Source organism: Marinagarivorans sp., from assembly GCF_982758155.1.
Window position 1 is genome coordinate 1 of sequence record NZ_CEXWTU010000082.1, and the last position, 17368, is coordinate 17368.

The window sequence follows — 17368 nt, forward strand, 5'->3', positions numbered from 1 at the left end:
GGGCCTATACGGATATAGGTCATTAGGGTAACGCATGGAGCAGTTACCGAGGCATATAACGCTTTGGGCAACGAAGGCAAGGATGTCGATATCAAGCATTAGTGGATGAAATATTGTTTCCTCGCCCCTAACGCCCACCTCCCCCTACGACTTGCGCAGCCCACTTCCCCGCCCAAAACGTATTTATTAGCCGAAACCTTACGAACTTGCTAAAATGCCGCCCCCTATTAATGGAGGTGTGTTTTGTCTGATTTCACAATCCCTAGCGGCGCCTGGGTTTTATTGGTTTTTGCCATGGGTGGCTGCTACGTGCATTTTCGTGGCAAGGTGCGGCATCGCTTCTCGCGGCAACTGTTCGACCACTCAACGGTGATGTCGCCTATTAACTGCTTGATGTATCTTTTTTCAAAGGCGCCCTCTACGCCCTACCACAACCCTCAAGACTACCCTGCCCTAAAGGTACTGGAAGACAACTGGGAGATTATTCGGGATGAGGCTTTGGCCTTGCAGGCCGAGCAGCGCATTGTGGCTTCGCAGAACTTGGACGATGTTGGTTTTAATTCGTTTTTTCGTACAGGCTGGAAGCGTTTTTACTTGAAGTGGTACGGCAACGATCTAACCTCGGCCAATGACATGTGCCCCAAAACCGTGGCACTGCTAAAACAAGTTCCCTCTATTAAAGCGGCCATGTTTGCTTCCCTGCCGCCAGGCGCTAAGTTGCAGCAACACCGCGACCCTTATGCGGGCTCACTGCGCTACCACTTGGCACTCACTGCCCCAGGTGATGAGGACTGCGCAATTTATGTGGATGGCGAACCCTATGTATGGCACGACGGGAAATCGGTGATGTTTGATGAGACGTTTATTCACTACGCCAGAAATGACACCGACAAACAACGGATTGTATTGTTTTGTGATGTTGTAAGGCCCATGTGGTTTGCACCGGCAGCATGGCTTAATGCGGCTTTTTCGCGCATTGTCATGGGCGCAGCAGTCTCTAAAAATCAGCCGGGCGATAAAGTAGGCGCTATCAATAAGTTGTTTGGCTACGTGTACGGTATTCGCTTGGTCGGCAAAAAGATCAAGGTTAAAAACAAGCCTTTGTATTACCTACTGAAATACCTATTGTTTGCACTGATTATCTGGGGTTTATTTTTCTAACCAATAACAATCTATCCATAATAAAAAAGGCGCATTACCGCCTTTTTTGTGTTTGGCGCCATGCAGGTTATTTCTCGCGGGCAATAATGTAGTGCGCTATCGCCGCCAACAAGTCTGGTTCCGGTAATATTTTTAATGCCGCTAACGCTTGACCCAACAATTGCTGCGCCTTATTGCGGGCGCCGTCTAATCCCAATAGGCTCACATAGGTCGGCTTGTTGTTCGCCGCATCGGCCCCCTGCTGCTTGCCTAGCGTTTGAGTATCGGCGGTAACATCCAGGATGTCGTCCTGCACCTGAAAAGCCAACCCCACCGCATCCGCATACTCCGCCAATGCCCGCAATTGCACGCTACTAGCGCCTGCAGACATTGCCCCTAGCTCTACACTCAACTCAATAAGCGCACCGGTTTTATGCTTATGCATATGGCTTAATTGCTCTAAGCTCAGTTGCTGCGCCACGGCACCGAGGTCAATCGCCTGCCCAACTACCATACCGCGGGCGCCGGCAGCTTTTGCCAAAGGCGCCACCATGGGTAATGTTTCTGACTGCGCAGCCAAACACTCAAAAGCAGAGCACTGCAGAGCATCACCCGCCAAAATTGCTGTAGCCTCGTCAAAGGCTTTGTGACAACTGGGCTTACCGCGGCGTAAATCATCATCATCCATCGCAGGTAGGTCGTCGTGAATCAAACTGTAAGCATGGATATATTCCACCGCCGCTGCCGCTGGCCATGTGAACGGTGTAATGCCACCGCAGGCCTTAGCGGCTGCCAGCACCAGAATGGGCCGTATGCGCTTGCCGCCATTTAACAAGCTGTAAGCCATCGCTTCGCGCAAGCGCTCACCGCCCGAGATAGGCGCTGGCAATGCCGCCGCAAGCTGCCGTTCTATTTCAGGTAAATGCTGGTTTATAAATTGAGCTAAGGAATCATTCACAATGGTGTTCTTTTTAAGCGCTTATTGATCGGCAGGGTCGACATCAAAAGGAACCGGCTCGTCGGTAGGGGTATTGCCCAGCAATATAGCCACTTTTTGTTCGGCCTCATCTAAGGCTTGCTGGCATTCTTGCGTTAACCTTACACCCTTTTCGAAGGCTTTAAGCGCATCATCCAAGCTAAGTTCACCACTTTCCATATCGCCTACCACAGACTCTAACGCCTCTAAAGACTTCTCAAAATGCGCCGTTTTTTTACGCGTAACCATGATACTCCTGAATCTCGACCATTATTAGATGCCGCACATTACCCAACTTACTCAGGCCGGTCAAACCTGACAATGACGGCATCAGCCCTAAAGCCCCATCCCAATAAGCCTTCTTAATTCGACTCCCATCAATTTCAGGAAGACCGGTTAAAACCATCTACACTCAAAGAGTGAATAACTGAAGCACAAGGCGGGAAGCGTTTATCCAAATTAGACGCTAAATTTTACTACTTCATCACAGCACACATGAATACATGGGTAGCGCAGTAATCGCTTGAGTCGCAGCAATGGGCAGTAAAGGACTCACAGCATGGGATAAGGTCCTCGACCTACGTTTATTCGCGCTGTAGTAGGAAAATTTAATTTTTATGCGCATCGGCCGATAACTGGGTAAGTAAAACGTTAGGGACGAGGCAATAATAGTTTGTCCAATTAGGCGAAGAGATCGGCATTCTTATCGAGGCGCTCGAAGGGGCGCATGCCGGGGCATGTAACGCTTTGAGCAACGAAGGTAAGGATGTCGAGATCAAGCATTAGTGGATGAAATATTGTTTCCTCGCCCCTTAAACGCCTCATAGGCCAATTGAACAAGCGGTACTGCAACCGAAACAAGGGAGCACAGAGTGGATTTAGCATCGTTAGTCGGGATTTTGGGCGCACTCGCGCTCATCGTAATCGCCATGTTGATGAGTGGCCAGCTCGGCATGTTCATCAACATACCCTCGATTGTTATCGTCGTAGGGGGGACTATTTTTGCTGTTATGGCAAAGTATGGGCTTGGGCAGTTTTTGGGCGCGATTAAAGTGGCCGGTAAAAGCTTTAAGTTCAACAGTACCGACCCCGTCGAACTTATCAACGAAGTAGTTGGCCTTGCCGACGAAGCACGTAAAGGCGGTTTGTTATCACTCGAGGGTAAGGAAGTCAGTAATGACTTTTTAAAGCGTGGCATTCAATTACTAGTAGACGGCCACGAACCCGACATCGTCAAAGCCCTACTCTCAAAAGATAAAAGCAAAGCCGAAGAACGGCACGCAATAGGCGCTTCTATTTTTGCCAATATGGCCGAGATGGCACCTGCCATGGGAATGATCGGTACACTTATTGGTTTGGTAGCCATGCTGGCCAACATGGACGACCCAAAATCGATTGGCCCAGCAATGGCCGTTGCCCTACTCACGACGCTCTATGGCGCTATTATTGCCAACGCCCTCTGTCAGCCGATGGCCGACAAACTCGCCTTGCGCGCCGCCGAAGAGGCCATGATTAAAAGCTTGGTGATCGATGCCCTTATTGCCATTCAAAACGGCCAAAACCCACGCGTGATCGACGGTATGCTGCGCAACTATCTTCCGGAGGGCAAGCGCGATCCCGGTGAAGAGTAATTCACCCGCGCTAACTCGCTATGAGTGATGAAGAAGAGGAAAAATGCAACTGCAAGGCTGGCCTGCCAGCCTGGATGGGCACCTTCGCCGATTTAATGTCGCTGCTGATGTGCTTTTTCGTATTGCTTTTATCTTTCTCTGAAATGGACGCCATGAAATTTAAGCGCTTGGCTGGCTCTATGGCGCAGGCCTTTGGCGTGCAAAACAAATTGAATGTCACTGACCCACCCAAAGGCACAAGCATTATTGCGCAGGAGTTTAGCCCGGGCCGCCCAGAGCCCACCCCCATCAATGAAATTTTTCAGACCACGCAAGACGTGACCGAAATGTCACTCAAGGTCGAGTGCTCCGAAGATTTTGACGTTGAACAGGGGGAGGAAGGCTACGATGCAGGGGTTAAAGCGCGCGTTAAAGAAGTGCTAGAAGAACTCGAAAAACAAACCGAACAAATTGCTTATGAGCTAGCCGATGCCCTAAGTGCACAGATTTTAGCCGGGCAAATTGAAATAGAAACCGAAGGCCGGAAAATTATTATCCGCATTCGCGAGCGCGGCTCGTTTGGCTCGGGCTCGGCTACACTCAAACCAGAATACCGCGATGCACTGCAAGAGGTTCAAGCCGTACTGGCTCTTAAGCCGGGTCACGTTAAGGTTGAAGGCCATACGGATAACATCCCCATTAAGACCGCCCGCTTCCGCTCTAACTGGGAATTATCTTCTGCGCGTGCCGTTTCAGTAGCGCATGAACTCATGCGTGGCAATGTGATTAACTCTCGTCGCTTTGAAGTCAGCGGCATGGCGGATACCAAGCCCCTTGAAAGTAATAATAACGCCGAAAGTCGCGCCAAAAACCGTCGCGTAGAAATTCTTATTTTACAAAGCTTAGACAATGACTTATCCGAAGATGATAAAGCCGTTTTGCAGTCGCCGGATGGTGCCGACATATTGCGAGACTTGAAACTCGAGCCCGACTACCTGTTCGAACTACAGCCGGAAGAAATTTTTTAGGAGCCTACAATGTCATCGGAACGTCGCCGTTATTTTCGTATTAACGATACCGTTAAATTGAGCTATCAAATTGTTCACTCGAAACAAGAAAGTACCGCTGACGACACTTTTGCGTTAATTGCTGATCAAGACCGGCGCATGGAAATTTTAATCGCGGAACAAAAGCATGCTCACCCCGAGCTTATCGAACTCATCGCTTTATTAAACCAAAAAATAGAGCGTTTAACCCAAGTCGACAAAACCTCAAAAACAACACTTGCCTACCGCGCACGCAAAGTGAACATGAGCGCCTGCGGCTTAGCTTTTGCTGAAGACGGAGCGCTGGATGTTGGCGCGCACCTGCGTTTATTTTTGGTCCTCGATGATGGCGAAAAGATGGAAGTTGACGGTTTACTGGTAGATTGCCATCAAGGTGGTGACGATGATTATATTTGGCGCGTCGACTTTTTAAATTTACGCGAAGCTAGCCAAGAAAAATTAATTCAACATGTTGTTCGCAGGCAAAGCACACTTCTAGCCGAACGCCGCAATCAAAGCTCGCCCTAGAAAAAACTTTGTACTCTGCAAGCTATGCACCAAAAAAAACATAGCGCTCACGCAATTGTCGCAGTGCTTGCTCTCGTGAAATTACTGTGAAATTTACAGCCTCTCCTGGCCGGCATTGTGCCAAACGCCCGCCCCCTAAACGCGACAAACACCCCAATAGCGGGTAGCCGCCCATAGTTTGCCGGTCTTTTAATAAAACAATCGGCTGGCCATCCGGCGGAAGCTGCACCGCACCATAGGGCATGCCAGCGCTAATGCATTGATCAGTTTGCTTGCCAGCCATAGTAATGGGATTTCCCGTTAAACGGCAGCCCATGCGATTTGTGGCCGGCGATACTGTAAATATTTGCGCAAGCATTGAATCACGCTTAAAAGAGGCATCCGCTCTAGGAATAAAAGGAATATCCTGGCCGTTATGACGGGGAATGTAATCTTTTCGCACTAAACGAAGAGGAATACTGGATTGCGATTCACGATAACCAATACATTGCGTTACTTGCAATGCCCGCCCGTTAAACGGGCCAATACTTTCGCGCTCGCAAACACTGGCGCTGCCACACACTCGTCGCACATTAAAACCACCCTGTACGGCCAAGTAATTAATAAGCCCTGCTTTCGGTAACGACAAGCGCAACACATCGCCGGCCCCCACGCGAAAACTTTGCCAATTAGGCAGAGGCTTATCATTTAAAAAGGCTTCGACATTAGCGCCGGTTATGGCCGCTAGTGTCGGTGCCGTAAAGGCGAGAGCCACCTGCCCCAAGGTGATTTCTAAAGCGGCACAAGCTTCAGGGTTTTTTAAGGTATTCCCCACCAAATGATTAGCCCATAAATAAGCCATTTCGTCGGCTGCGCCGCTTTCGCAGATACCAAGGTGCGACCAACCTTTACGCCCTAAATCTTGCGTTGTGATTTTGCCGCTCGCTTTAAGTATTTGTACCAAACCAAAACGTGACATTATTTATGGCCACCCGTTATTGCTTAAGTCGCGGCATAATTCTTCGTAAACCTCATGGGTTACCGATTCAAAGCGTACACTTTGCCCAACGACAAAAATACTCGCTTGCGCTACTGGGCGCTGAAGATCAAAACAGACGCGTGGCGTGCGGCCAATAATATTCCAGCCGCCGGGCGAGTCGCTCGGGTAAATGCCCGTTTGATTATCCGCAATCCCCACCGAACCCGCCACCACGCTATGGCGCGGCGTTGTAAGTCTGGGCCTTGCAATACGGGAGTCAACAAAACCCAAGTATGGAAAGCCAGGCGCAAAACCTAAAGCACACACGGTATAGGTTTTTTGAGTGTGTAACGCTATAACCTCTTCAATAGAGAGGTCAGCACTATGGGCTAACGCTTGCAAATCGGGGCCAACCTCAGGGTGATAGCAAACGGGAATTGTTAGCACGGTTTTATTAATACTTTGATCCTGAACGCTCGCCAGCAGATCGCACTTTATGCGTTGAATTATCGCTTCAGCTAACGTATCCGGCGCTATCAATATAAAATCGACAACGATCATTAAAGCGTTATAGCTAGGAATACTTTCGAGAATATAAACCGAAAAGTGCTTGCTTACACTTAAATGGACAGCAGAAATTATTTGCGTTAAAGCTAAACTTGGAGGGGCCTTGAACCTTAAACTAAAGGTATGCTCGTTGTGCCAAATTAGCTCGACATCATGATTCACGACACAGGAGTGATTAATGTTTGAAGTTGTCATTGATGCGCTTAATCACTGATTTAGAGGCAGGTACTGGAACTATTCTGGCTCGGTTGAGGCTGGTTTATCACGGGCATGCCCTTCGAATATCTTATCGACTTCAAGTTTGGGGTCGTCCCAGCCACCCGTCACGTTGTAACGTACACTGGCTAATTCATCAACCTGCTCTTTGAAAAGTTTACCCACTACATAAACACCCAGCGCCGCAGGTAAGCCTGCGGTGAGCGCAGCGGCTACGGCTAAGTTACCCGCAATAGGTAGAGTCGCGACTAATTGACTATCAATAGTTTGCGACCTTAAGTAAATATCACCCACCAGCTGTAAATCGGCCGATGTGGTATCAACGACCAATGGCGTTTCCGTTTTAATTTTAACGGTTTCTTTTTGAAAATAAAGTTTACCGGTAACCGTATCGTAGCTTAAACCCTCAGGCCGTAAATCTGAAAAGTCCAATCGCAGCCTACGTACTAAGGTATCAAAATTCAGTAAGGATATAAGCCTTAACAAAGAACGATCGTCGCCGGTATCACCTTGAATAAAATGACCATTATTAAGTTGTAAGGCGACAGTACCCGCAAGGCTATTCAGGTTTAACTGATCCGGGTGCCCAGGCCAATTCAAACTAACATTGAAGGTAGCGGTATCACTCGCAAGCGCCCTAGGATAATCAAAATTTTCTAACACGCCGCCTATATCCGCCGTATTTATCACACCGCTAAAACTACTTTCCCATTCATTAGCATTGCGTTTATAAATGGCTAAGGTTCCGTCGGTCGTCTTTAAACCACGAATGTTGCCACGAATGTGCTTAGCCACTAAACCTCGGTGCTCGGGCCGATAGTCAAAGGCAATATGTCCCCAGCCTTGCCCACCAAAGGCCAGTTCATCAATGCGCACATTTGTAGGTTCCAAATTTTCCAACGCTAAATTAGCAATAAAACTTTGCTGTTCACGATTGGGGTCACTGTCTTCATCGGGGCTCGGTAAGTGTAAATACTCAAAATGCAGTTCGGCCGGACGATTGTTATTAAAACGCCGATAATTGGCCACTGCTTTGGGTGTCTCTAGATCAAAGTACCAAGAATCCTCAAGTTCTTTTCCCCACAACGCGACATCGTCAACAACTAGCTCGCCCAATGTAACTTGCTTCGCACGTATCCCCATTGAGAAAATAGGCGCCTTCACGAGGGTTTTATTAGCTGGCGTGAGCTTTGACGATGTTTGAGCACCGGAAGCGAGATCCTCGGCAGTTTCAACATCGGGCTCAAGCGACGTTAATGCCTCGATGTACTCCAAGACAAAGTCGCTCCACGGCCCAGCATCAATTTCACCGATATTGCCATGCAAGCGAATACTCCCTTCACGCAGACGATTAGGTTCGCCAAAGCTAACATCCATCGCCCTGAAGTTACCCTTGTCCATCATCAACTTTGATGAAATATCAAAAGCAGAGTTAACGGTAAGATAACTGCTTGTCGAATTGCGAGGCGCTTCGTATTCCACCGTTAAGGCGTGCGCCTGGTCTGCAAGTTTGCTGTACGGCGCTGGAAAATCGAATGTGACACCCTGCAACTGCGAGGTGACTGTTAATTCGACCCCTTGCGCAGGGTGGTCGAAGGGCAGCTTTAATGCACCGCTGACATCAGCCTGGCCATGCATATAATTAAAGATTGGTCGCTTTAACCAACCCTTTAAATCTGCCACATCTGCGCGCCCCGAAAATTCCAGCTGCAGTACTCGCCCTACGTCATCCCCTACGGTTATGAGATTACCCTGAACAGGTTGCTGCCATAACGTCGCTGCAATATTTTTAGCAGTGAGACCTTCCTGAGTGTGATAACGAATATCACCCTTAACGTTATTAAACGTTAAGTCCAACTCAGACAACTGAAAAATTCCGCTATCAATAGTGGCTCGAATATCTTGCCAACCATCACGGAGCCCACCTTCGAGCGGAATAAATAATTCCACATTACCGATATAAGAGCCACTGGCTTGAAATTGTGCGAGCGCTTCACCGGCGATATCTTGCACCGGGCTAGAACGCAATAAAGCCAGCGCCTGTTCAGTATCGCCGCTAGCGTCACCTGTAATGGACAGTGCCACTTTATCATCATGGGTTTTAACCAGTGCCACCCGGCCGTTGGTTAGGGTATTCCCTGACAACTCCCCTTTATCTATGGTCACCGCTAAATCCAAATCATCAACTAATAATGCGGCTTCTGCATTTTTAAGCACCGGCCAAGCGGGGTCGAAAGCGAGTTCGCCGCTGTGTATTTTCATACTCAACTGTAAACTGCGTGGGCGTATTGGTTTACCCAATAAAGATCCACGGTAAATAAAGCCACCATCGGTCAGCTCACCGTCTTTAATGCTTTGCCCTAACCAACTATAAAGAGAATCGGGAATCGTATAAGGAACGTACGCGTCGTGATAACGCACAATACTCTCACGCATGCCCACCATGAGTATCATTTCAGGTTCGACATTTTCGAGGGGTTTAGTCGGTAAACTTAAATATAAATAACCCGAGCCATCACCGCTCTCACCTTTTAATTTGAGCAGGCCGGATGTCACATGAACCATTGAAGATTCTAAATTAACAAACCAGGCCACCTCGCCAGAAGCCTGATAAAAATCGAGCGGCTTTTTATAGACCACCGGGTAATGCATCACGAAACCATCGTTAGCATCAATCACCATTCGTCCGTTAAAGGCTGTTGATTCAACAAAACCTGTGGCATGGCGAACTTGTGGCGCGCCCTGCCAGCTTTCGACCGAAGCCTCAAAAACATTCGCCTTTAAATTAAAGTACCCCTGTTCAGCCGTGGTGAGTGTTACACCAATGTCGCGAAGCGTTCCGCCAGGCTGTAATAAATCTTGCAGCTTCGCAACGGTATTATTAAGGTTCAAAGCTCCTACCGCTTGACTCCAAGCGGTGACATCTAACTCACGAATACGCAACTCCGCCGGCCTATTCAAGCCCGCACGCAGCTCTATATCCAAAGGCGGTATTTTGGTTTGCGGCCAGGTTAACCCCAGATTAGAAATTTGGGTCAATAGGCCATCCTGTTTATCCCACCGGCCCGTAAATTTAAACTGAGGAATAGCCGGCGCCTCAGCTTCACCGGGTAATTTGAAAGGCAAACCAGACGCTTTACCGCCGCCATTAAAATCAAACCCTTTAGCCGTGGAACCTTCAAACCAAAATTGGAAATCCATCCGGCTGCCGTCACTCCACAAGCCGGGCTCTATATCAAACCCTTTATGCAAACCCGTTGCCGCAACTACTTTTTGCAGTGGGAATTGCTGTAACTGCAAATAACCACTCGCCTCGAAATTTTTATCGTCACGCGGATCACCTTGCCCCTCTACGACAAAATAAAGCGCATTAGAATCGGTATCGACATCCATTTTTGCTTTTAAACGGTGAAAGTTTGCATCATTTTCTAGCGACACCGAAGGGATTGTCATTTCGGCAATATGGCCCGTACGAAAACGCATCACCAAAGAAGTTTCGTTCAACTCTAGGCGGCGGCCAAACAAGAAAATATCTAACGGATCATCGATGGTGAAATTGCTATCCCCGGCCGAAGATTGCGGTAAACCGACCACCCCCCAAGCTCCGTCATCGGCCTGAACCATCTCTACGCGCAGGCCTTCAAAATCCAATTTACCTAATGCCAACCGCCAATCTTTAAAGGTGGCCAATAAATTAATTTGTGCCGATAAGCGCGCAGCATACAGTTCGCCCTCGTAAGGACCGCCGCTAACACGAACATCACGCAATGCAATCGCGGGGCGTAAACCATCCCAGCTGGCCTCGATTTCTTCTACCGTAATTTTAGCGTTGAGACGTGCAGAGAGTTGATCTTCGAATAGCGATTTATAATCGTTCAGGTAAGGAAATGCCGTGCGGCCTAATTGCACACAGACAGCTAGAAAAATCACTAAAAAAACAGTTGTCCCCCAAACAATGCGGACAAAGGTTTTCAACGAGCGGCGCGAAATCAAGTTCAACGCTGCCCCCTACTCACGACAAAACATAACCACTTCATTTTGACTTTACACACAATAAAAGACATAGCAAAAAACGCTAAACCAATACAATATCGTATTGCTCTTGATTGTAGAGCGCCTCTACTTGAAACTTTATTGAGCGCTCAATAAAGAGTTCTAAATCCGCTACATTATCGGATTCCTCGTCCAGTAAGCGATCAATCACGACCTGCGATGCTAATACTAATAACTTAGTGTCGTCATAATTACGGGCTTCACGTAAAATTTCGCGAAAGATTTCATAGCACACAGTCTCCGCCGATTTTAATATGCCGCGACCATTACACACCGAACACGGCGTACACAGCATCTGGCCTAACGATTCGCTCGTACGCTTGCGTGTCATCTCGACCAAACCGAGTTGCGAAACCCCCATAACATTGGTTTTAGCGCGGTCTCTTTCCAAGTGTTTTTCAAGCGTTCTTAACACTTGGCGCTGATGTTCTGGATCCATCATATCAATGAAATCGAGAATAATAATGCCGCCCAAATTGCGTAAACGCAGCTGTCGCGCAATAGCCGTAGCCGCTTCCATATTGGTTTTAAAAATGGTTTCTTCGAGGTTTCGATGCCCAACAAAAGCACCCGTATTCACATCAATGGTCGACATGGCTTCGGTTTGCTCAATAATAAGATAACCACCCGACTTTAAAGGAACGCGCTTATCCAGCGCTTTTTTCAGCTCGTCTTCAACCCCGTACAAATCAAAAATCGGGCGCGGACCTGGGTAATGCTCTATTCGGCCGCCAATTTCTGGTGCGTAGTACTGCGCGAAATTTTCCATTTTCTGCAATGACTCTCGTGAATCGATACGTACTTTTTCCAGCGAAGGCTGCATTAAATCACGCACGGTACGCATATAAAGCGGTAAGTCTTCATATACCAACGTGGGGGCTTTCGATGTTTTAATTTTATCTTCAAGGTTGTGCCACAGCTTGTAAACAAACGGGATATCAGCTGTCAGCTCTTCGTTAGAGGCACCCTCGGCCGCTGTTCGCACAATAAAACCACCGCCATATTGCTCTTTATACTCTGCAGTAATTTCAGTCACCGCCGCCTTTAAGCGTTCCCGCTCTGGTGCGCTTTCAATACGGTTTGAAATACCAATATGTTCACTACTTGGCATATAGACCAAATAGCGGGCAGAAACAGAAATATGTGTTGTTAAACGCGCGCCTTTGGTACTAATGGGATCTTTAGTTACCTGCACCAGCACTTGCTGCCCTTCGCGCAACAGCGTGCGAATATCCGCAGGCTCATTACTTTTAGTCTCAGCGGTATCCACGCCCTGAGGAGAAATATCACCGGCATGGATGAAACCCGCGCGCTCTAAACCAATATCCACAAAAGCGGCCTGCATACCGGGCAATACACGTACAACTTTACCTTTATAAATATTGCCAACAATGCCACGCTTTTGTGTGCGCTCGATGTAGATCTCCTGCACCACACCATTTTCAACCAGTGCTGCACGCGTTTCTGTCGGGCCAAAATTGACTAAAATTTCATCTCTCATACGGCTCTCTTCTCAATGTCACGGTGCATTAATTATTATAATAGCGGCAAATACCAAGCAGCCATAACGCCAAGACTGTCCTAGGCAACCACCTGCCAGCAAGGAATATTCAAAGCATTCAAGAGTTGCTGTGTTTGCGCAATGGGCAAACCCATAACACCCGAATAACTCCCCGATAAATGTCGAACAAACACAGCCCCCAAGCCCTGAATTCCATAACCCCCAGCCTTGTCGGCCGGCTCGCCGGTATGCCAGTAGCGCGTGATTTCCTCGCTAGATAGCGCACGAAAAGTCACCTCACTTGTTACCAATTCAGTCAGCAATTGCTCACCACGGCACACGCCCACCGCCGTATGGACCCAATGGGTTTTATCACTCAACAACAACAGCATTTCTGCGGCATGGGCTTGATCGCGAGGTTTTTCAAGCACCTTCCCTGCGCACTCAACAATAGTATCAGCCCCTAGAACCACACAACCCGGCATTTTTTCAGCGCCGGCACGGGCCTTGTCGCACGCTAAACGCGCCACATAAGTCGCTGGCGCTTCGCTGGTTTTGCGCTGTTCCGGTACATCAATACTGAGCACCTCAAACGAAACCCCCATTTGCTGTAAAAGTTCCGCACGGCGAGGCGATTTGGAGGCTAAAAATAATGTCGGCACTACCGAACCAGAAGCTTGCATACTGAAGTTCTCTTGTTTTTTCATCGCTTGTTGATGAGGCTAAATAGCATCACCTAAGGGGCGTGCATGAAATAACTTCCCGTTTTTGAATTCCTGGATGCACGCTTGCCTTCGTTAAAAATATTTGCAATAGCCGGCTATTACTCCATATTTTCGCCTCGTCAAGCAAGCACCCACAAACCCAAATTCCAACAACTTATTCCGTGCACGCCCCTAAAGACAGTTCAACCCTGCCACATGTTATGCGTTGGCTTAAGCAAACCCACCACTAACGGCCAACACAAAGCAGTAATAAGCGTTGGCAAAATAATCATCGCCACTGGCGCTGCATAACCATTCAAACCCTGCACCCAATTGACGAATACCTCATGAATACCCACCAGAACAAAGACCCATAGCATTTGCTGGCCGCGCCCATAGCTACGCAATCGCTGATACGAGCACAAACACAAATACGCAATAAAAGCCAACGACAGTGCATGCGCGCCCCATACACCCCCGACAACAATATCTTGAAGTAAGCCAATCGCCCACGCCATCACAACCCCAAACCGATAAGGGCAAAATACCGACCAGAAGATGCAGACTAAGGTAAGGAATTCGGGACGAAACCAAGAATAATGTGCCGGGAGCGGGTAAATACTTAACAATAAACCCACAAAAACTGTGCCAGCCAGCCAAGGTAAATAACCGCTGTTACCCCTCATGGCGCTGCTTGCGCCGCTGAGGGTGCATCATCAACAACTTTGATCACTTGCGCTTTAGTGGACTGCGCAAACACCAGCAATACATGGCGATTACGGTTCAGCTGCGCCATGGGTACTGCCACAACATCGGCAAAGGGCTTACCGGGGTCGTAAACAATTTTATCAACAGTAGCAACGGGGTAGCCCGCGGGATAAATATCACCCAAACCAGAGCTCACCAGTAAATCGCCTTCTTTAATATCCAGCGTACTGGATACATGCCGTAAGCCCAGCTCAAACACGCTGCCGCGACCTTCAGCAATCAGCCGCACACCATTGCGGTTAATTTGCACAGGAATCGCATGGCTGGTATCAGAAATTAACAGTACAGTGCTATTCGACGAAGAAACATTCACCACCTGACCAATCAAGCCCGATGCATCGACCACAGGCTGGCCCACGTAAACACCATCTTTGGTACCGCGATTAATAAAGACTTTATGAATATTTGGGTCTGGCGCAACACCGATAAGGTCAGCCACAAGCACCCGTTGATTAAGCGTATCGGCTGAATTCAGTAATTGGCGAAGGCGGGTGTTTTCGGCCGCGAGAAAAGCTAGCTGCTGAAGCTTGCGCTGATGCACTAACAATTCACTGCGAAGGGCTTCATTTTCCTGAATGAGTTTATCACGACCAATTAAGCGTGTTCGACTCCATTCACGTAAGTTACGTGGTAAGTCCGCCAAATGATAAAGGGGAGCAGCCAGCCCCACCGCTTTATTACGCGCCCCCTCCAAAAACGGGGTGGTAACAAACAGTGCGACAAGCACAGCAGAAACCACAAAGAGCGCAGCCATTTTGGCACCCAATGATGGTCCTTTGGTAAACAGCAGCTTGATGGTACCGCCCTCTTCTTAGCAGCTAAAAACGTGCTTTAACAAATCACAGTCCTGTGCCCTATTGGCGACAACTGTAGGCGTTAACAACTTTTATATCATTAACACCATAGCTCAGGTGCCCAAAAATAGCACATTCAGCGATTGTTATTAGCTTTTCGCGTTTTTTATCGACAGGTTTCGCCACTGTTAAGATAGGGTAATTGTTCGACTATCCATTAATTCCATTGCCTTACCACCACCACGCGCCACACAAGTGAGTGGATCTTCCGCGATAATTACCGGCAAGCCCGTTTCTTCCATCAGAAGATGATCGATACTACGCAATAATGCGCCGCCGCCCGTAATCACAATGCCACTTTCGGCAATATCACTGGCCAGCTCTGGTGGACATTGCTCTAGCGCACTCTTCACGGCTTGAACAATACCGGCCAAAGGCTCTTGCAATGACTCAAGGACTTCGTCGCTATTTAATGTAAAGCTACGGGGTACGCCTTCGGCTAAATTGCGACCGCGCACATCAATCTCGAGTACTTCATTGCCGGCAAAAGCACTGCCGATTTCTTTTTTAACGCGCTCTGCAGTTGCTTCACCGATTACGCTACCGTATTTGCGGCGCACAAAGTTAATAATCGCTTCATCAAAACGGTCGCCGCCAATACGAACAGAGTCTGAATGCACAACGCCATTGAGCGAGATAATCGCAATTTCTGTGGTACCACCGCCGATATCAACCACCATGGAACCCATAGCTTCTTCCACCCGAAGGCCTGCACCTATCGCTGCCGCCATAGGCTCTTCAATAAGGTGAACTTCACGGGCACCGGCACCCAGCGCCGACTCACGAATGGCACGCTTTTCAACTTCCGTTGATAGGCATGGCACACACACCAATACCCGCGGCGAAGGTTGTAACCATGCGTGCTCATGCACCTTTTTAATGAAGTGCTGCAGCATTTTCTCGGTCACTTGAAAGTCGGCAATAACGCCGTCTTTGAGAGGACGGATAGCCATAATATTACCCGGCGTACGACCGAGCATGCGTTTAGCGGCCATACCCACAGCCTCTACACGCTTTTGACCATTGTGGTTCCGAATAGCGACAACAGATGGTTCATTCAAAACAATGCCGCGCTCGCGGACATAAATAAGAGTGTTAGCCGTACCCAAATCGATGGATAGGTCGTTTGAAAATAGCCCGCGTAAACGCTTAAACATGTGGACGAAAACCTTTATAAGAAAATCTCATATTCTGAGAATACTGTAATGTGCGTAATGCAGCCCCCTAGGGACGCATCTACTCAACGCCCGCACCTACCACCTCGGACACGCTATAATTTTTTTGCGAAATAACCTTTCGCTACGGCCGGGAAGACTATGCATTCACTAATGTACAATCTCACGCCTACGGAGTGCAAAATACAAACGACCTGCTTATATAGTAGGCGCGCATATTGCACTCGTGTTAAAACTTTTTAATCTATAGGGAAACCTTATCACTTGCTGCGCCGGTACAACACCAATGCCTTGAACAAAAAACATTCAAACTTGGCTTTATGCTTGCCCGAAAAGTCGCTTAATAACACAAAAATGCGACTTTAATTCGCCCCCTTTAAGTTGGATGGCACTCTAGCAACGCAAGGGATTTAGGGCAAGGCGCAAATGTGGTAACTTAGCGCGCCTATTTTTAACGGTTAGAATCGCAGCGGCCGCCATTTTACGCCAATGCCACTCACCATGCCTTTTTATTTATTCCGTAAGCGGAGGTCCTCGTGAACCGAGAAGACATACAACAATTAGCGAAGCTAGCGCAATTACACATTGCCGACGATCAAGCCGATGAAGTCGCTGCCAGTATTGGCAATGTATTAGCATTGGTCGACCAGCTCTCGGCTGCCAATACCGATAATGTAAAACCCATGGCTCACCCTTTGGATGCCGTGCAGATTTTGCGCGCCGACGAAGTGAGTGAACCTAACGTGCGGGAACAGATGCAAGCCATTGCACCTGCCACCGAAAACGGCCTTTACCTCGTCCCTAAAGTCATCGACTAACGCAACGGATAATCGCATGCATAACCAAACTGTTGCCCAACTGGTGAAGCAGCTGCAAAGCAAAGCTGTATCCAGTGTGGAGCTTACCCAATATTTTATCGACCGAATTAAAAGCCGCGACACCGAGCTTAATAGCTTCATTACCGTGACGGAAGAGCAAGCTATTGCACAAGCCAAAGCGGCCGATGCACGCCTTGCGCTAGGCAATGCACCCGCGCTGTGTGGCCTCCCCATCGCGCACAAAGATATTTTCTGCACCGAAGGTGTTCGCACCAGCTGCGGATCGAAAATGCTCGATAATTTTATTTCACCTTACGATGCCACCGTGGTGGACAACTACCGCCAACAAGGTGTGGTTTGTCTTGGCAAAACCAACATGGACGAGTTCGCGATGGGCTCCTCCAACGAAACCAGTTACTACGGCCCCGTTAAAAACCCCTGGGCCACAAACTGC

Annotated in this window: 17 protein-coding genes; 6 read left to right on the plus strand and 11 right to left on the minus strand. The window is 48.4% G+C overall.

What is annotated here, in order from left to right:
* Positions 1–243: 243 nt before the first annotated feature.
* Positions 244–1161 (plus strand): aspartyl/asparaginyl beta-hydroxylase domain-containing protein, encoded by a 918-nt coding sequence (locus AC3A8L_RS10720; RefSeq protein ID WP_487962247.1) that lies wholly within the window; start codon positions 244–246, stop codon positions 1159–1161.
* A 67-nt stretch (positions 1162–1228) separates the two neighbouring features.
* Here AC3A8L_RS10720 and AC3A8L_RS10725 read toward each other — a convergent pair whose 3' ends face one another.
* The 3 genes from AC3A8L_RS10725 to AC3A8L_RS10735 are packed head-to-tail and all read right to left on the minus strand — an operon-like array spanning position 1229 to position 2522.
* Positions 1229–2098: a polyprenyl synthetase family protein gene (locus AC3A8L_RS10725; protein ID WP_487962248.1), complete on the minus strand. Its 870-nt coding sequence runs from the start codon at positions 2096–2098 to the stop codon at positions 1229–1231.
* Between the two features lie 21 nt (positions 2099–2119).
* A complete protein-coding gene (locus AC3A8L_RS10730; RefSeq protein ID WP_487962249.1) occupies positions 2120–2365 on the minus strand; it encodes an exodeoxyribonuclease VII small subunit in 246 nt (81 codons plus the stop codon).
* Positions 2352–2522: a hypothetical protein gene (locus tag AC3A8L_RS10735; protein WP_487962250.1), complete on the minus strand. Its 171-nt coding sequence runs from the start codon at positions 2520–2522 to the stop codon at positions 2352–2354. The genes AC3A8L_RS10730 and AC3A8L_RS10735 overlap by 14 nt, the downstream gene beginning before the upstream one ends.
* A 466-nt stretch (positions 2523–2988) precedes the next feature.
* On the opposite strand from AC3A8L_RS10735, the gene pomA reads away from it, so the two are divergent.
* The 3 genes from pomA to AC3A8L_RS10750 are packed head-to-tail and all read left to right on the plus strand — an operon-like array spanning position 2989 to position 5300.
* Positions 2989–3747 carry a flagellar motor protein PomA gene (gene pomA / locus AC3A8L_RS10740; protein WP_487962251.1) on the plus strand — a complete coding sequence of 253 codons (759 nt, stop codon included), beginning with the start codon at positions 2989–2991 and terminating at the stop codon, positions 3745–3747.
* A gap of 20 nt (positions 3748–3767) precedes the next feature.
* Entirely contained in the window at positions 3768–4754 is a 987-nt protein-coding gene (locus tag AC3A8L_RS10745) for a flagellar motor protein MotB (protein WP_487962252.1), read from the plus strand.
* A gap of 9 nt (positions 4755–4763) precedes the next feature.
* Entirely contained in the window at positions 4764–5300 is a 537-nt protein-coding gene (locus AC3A8L_RS10750) for a PilZ domain-containing protein (protein WP_487962253.1), read from the plus strand.
* Between the two features lie 22 nt (positions 5301–5322).
* Here the strand turns inward: AC3A8L_RS10750 and AC3A8L_RS10755 are convergent, their stop codons facing one another.
* From AC3A8L_RS10755 to AC3A8L_RS10790, 8 genes are all read right to left on the minus strand, one after another.
* A complete protein-coding gene (locus tag AC3A8L_RS10755; RefSeq protein WP_487962254.1) occupies positions 5323–6258 on the minus strand; it encodes a 5-oxoprolinase subunit C family protein in 936 nt (311 codons plus the stop codon).
* Between the two features lie 3 nt (positions 6259–6261).
* On the minus strand, positions 6262–7020 hold the full coding sequence (pxpB, locus tag AC3A8L_RS10760) for a 5-oxoprolinase subunit PxpB (RefSeq protein ID WP_487962255.1): 759 nt from the start codon (positions 7018–7020) through the stop codon (positions 6262–6264).
* Between the two features lie 39 nt (positions 7021–7059).
* Positions 7060–11040: a YhdP family phospholipid transporter gene (locus AC3A8L_RS10765; protein ID WP_487962256.1), complete on the minus strand. Its 3981-nt coding sequence runs from the start codon at positions 11038–11040 to the stop codon at positions 7060–7062.
* Between the two features lie 76 nt (positions 11041–11116).
* Complete coding sequence (gene rng, locus AC3A8L_RS10770) at positions 11117–12595, minus strand: ribonuclease G (RefSeq protein ID WP_487962257.1); 1479 nt, start codon at positions 12593–12595, stop codon at positions 11117–11119.
* Positions 12596–12675: 80 nt separating this feature from the next.
* Entirely contained in the window at positions 12676–13302 is a 627-nt protein-coding gene (locus AC3A8L_RS10775; RefSeq protein ID WP_487962258.1) for a Maf family protein, read from the minus strand.
* A gap of 200 nt (positions 13303–13502) precedes the next feature.
* Entirely contained in the window at positions 13503–13985 is a 483-nt protein-coding gene (gene mreD, locus AC3A8L_RS10780; RefSeq protein ID WP_487962259.1) for a rod shape-determining protein MreD, read from the minus strand.
* A complete protein-coding gene (gene mreC / locus AC3A8L_RS10785; protein ID WP_487962265.1) occupies positions 13982–14863 on the minus strand; it encodes a rod shape-determining protein MreC in 882 nt (293 codons plus the stop codon). Before mreC ends, mreD begins: the two co-directional genes overlap by 4 nt.
* Before the next feature lie 186 nt (positions 14864–15049).
* On the minus strand, positions 15050–16078 hold the full coding sequence (locus AC3A8L_RS10790; RefSeq protein ID WP_487962260.1) for a rod shape-determining protein: 1029 nt from the start codon (positions 16076–16078) through the stop codon (positions 15050–15052).
* Between the two features lie 554 nt (positions 16079–16632).
* On the opposite strand from AC3A8L_RS10790, the gene gatC reads away from it, so the two are divergent.
* Positions 16633–16914 carry an Asp-tRNA(Asn)/Glu-tRNA(Gln) amidotransferase subunit GatC gene (gene gatC / locus AC3A8L_RS10795; protein WP_487962261.1) on the plus strand — a complete coding sequence of 94 codons (282 nt, stop codon included), beginning with the start codon at positions 16633–16635 and terminating at the stop codon, positions 16912–16914.
* Positions 16915–16930: 16 nt separating this feature from the next.
* Positions 16931–17368: amidase family protein (locus AC3A8L_RS10800; RefSeq protein WP_487962262.1), on the plus strand; the 438-nt coding region annotated here is incomplete at its 3' end.

What these genes read in the sequence shown, in the direction of transcription:
- AC3A8L_RS10730 (WP_487962249.1), bottom strand. Translation starts at nt 2,365, where the DNA reads ATGGTTACGCGTAAAAAAACGGCGCATTTTGAGAAGTCTTTAGAGGCG.
- AC3A8L_RS10735 (WP_487962250.1), bottom strand. Translation starts at nt 2,522, where the DNA reads ATGGTTTTAACCGGTCTTCCTGAAATTGATGGGAGTCGAATTAAGAAG.
- AC3A8L_RS10745 (WP_487962252.1), top strand. Translation starts at nt 3,768, where the DNA reads ATGAGTGATGAAGAAGAGGAAAAATGCAACTGCAAGGCTGGCCTGCCA.
- AC3A8L_RS10750 (WP_487962253.1), top strand. Translation starts at nt 4,764, where the DNA reads ATGTCATCGGAACGTCGCCGTTATTTTCGTATTAACGATACCGTTAAA.
- AC3A8L_RS10755 (WP_487962254.1), bottom strand. Translation starts at nt 6,258, where the DNA reads ATGTCACGTTTTGGTTTGGTACAAATACTTAAAGCGAGCGGCAAAATC.
- pxpB (WP_487962255.1), bottom strand. Translation starts at nt 7,020, where the DNA reads ATGACAACTTCAAACATTAATCACTCCTGTGTCGTGAATCATGATGTC.
- rng (WP_487962257.1), bottom strand. Translation starts at nt 12,595, where the DNA reads ATGAGAGATGAAATTTTAGTCAATTTTGGCCCGACAGAAACGCGTGCA.
- AC3A8L_RS10775 (WP_487962258.1), bottom strand. Translation starts at nt 13,302, where the DNA reads ATGAAAAAACAAGAGAACTTCAGTATGCAAGCTTCTGGTTCGGTAGTG.
- mreD (WP_487962259.1), bottom strand. Translation starts at nt 13,985, where the DNA reads ATGAGGGGTAACAGCGGTTATTTACCTTGGCTGGCTGGCACAGTTTTT.
- AC3A8L_RS10790 (WP_487962260.1), bottom strand. Translation starts at nt 16,078, where the DNA reads ATGTTTAAGCGTTTACGCGGGCTATTTTCAAACGACCTATCCATCGAT.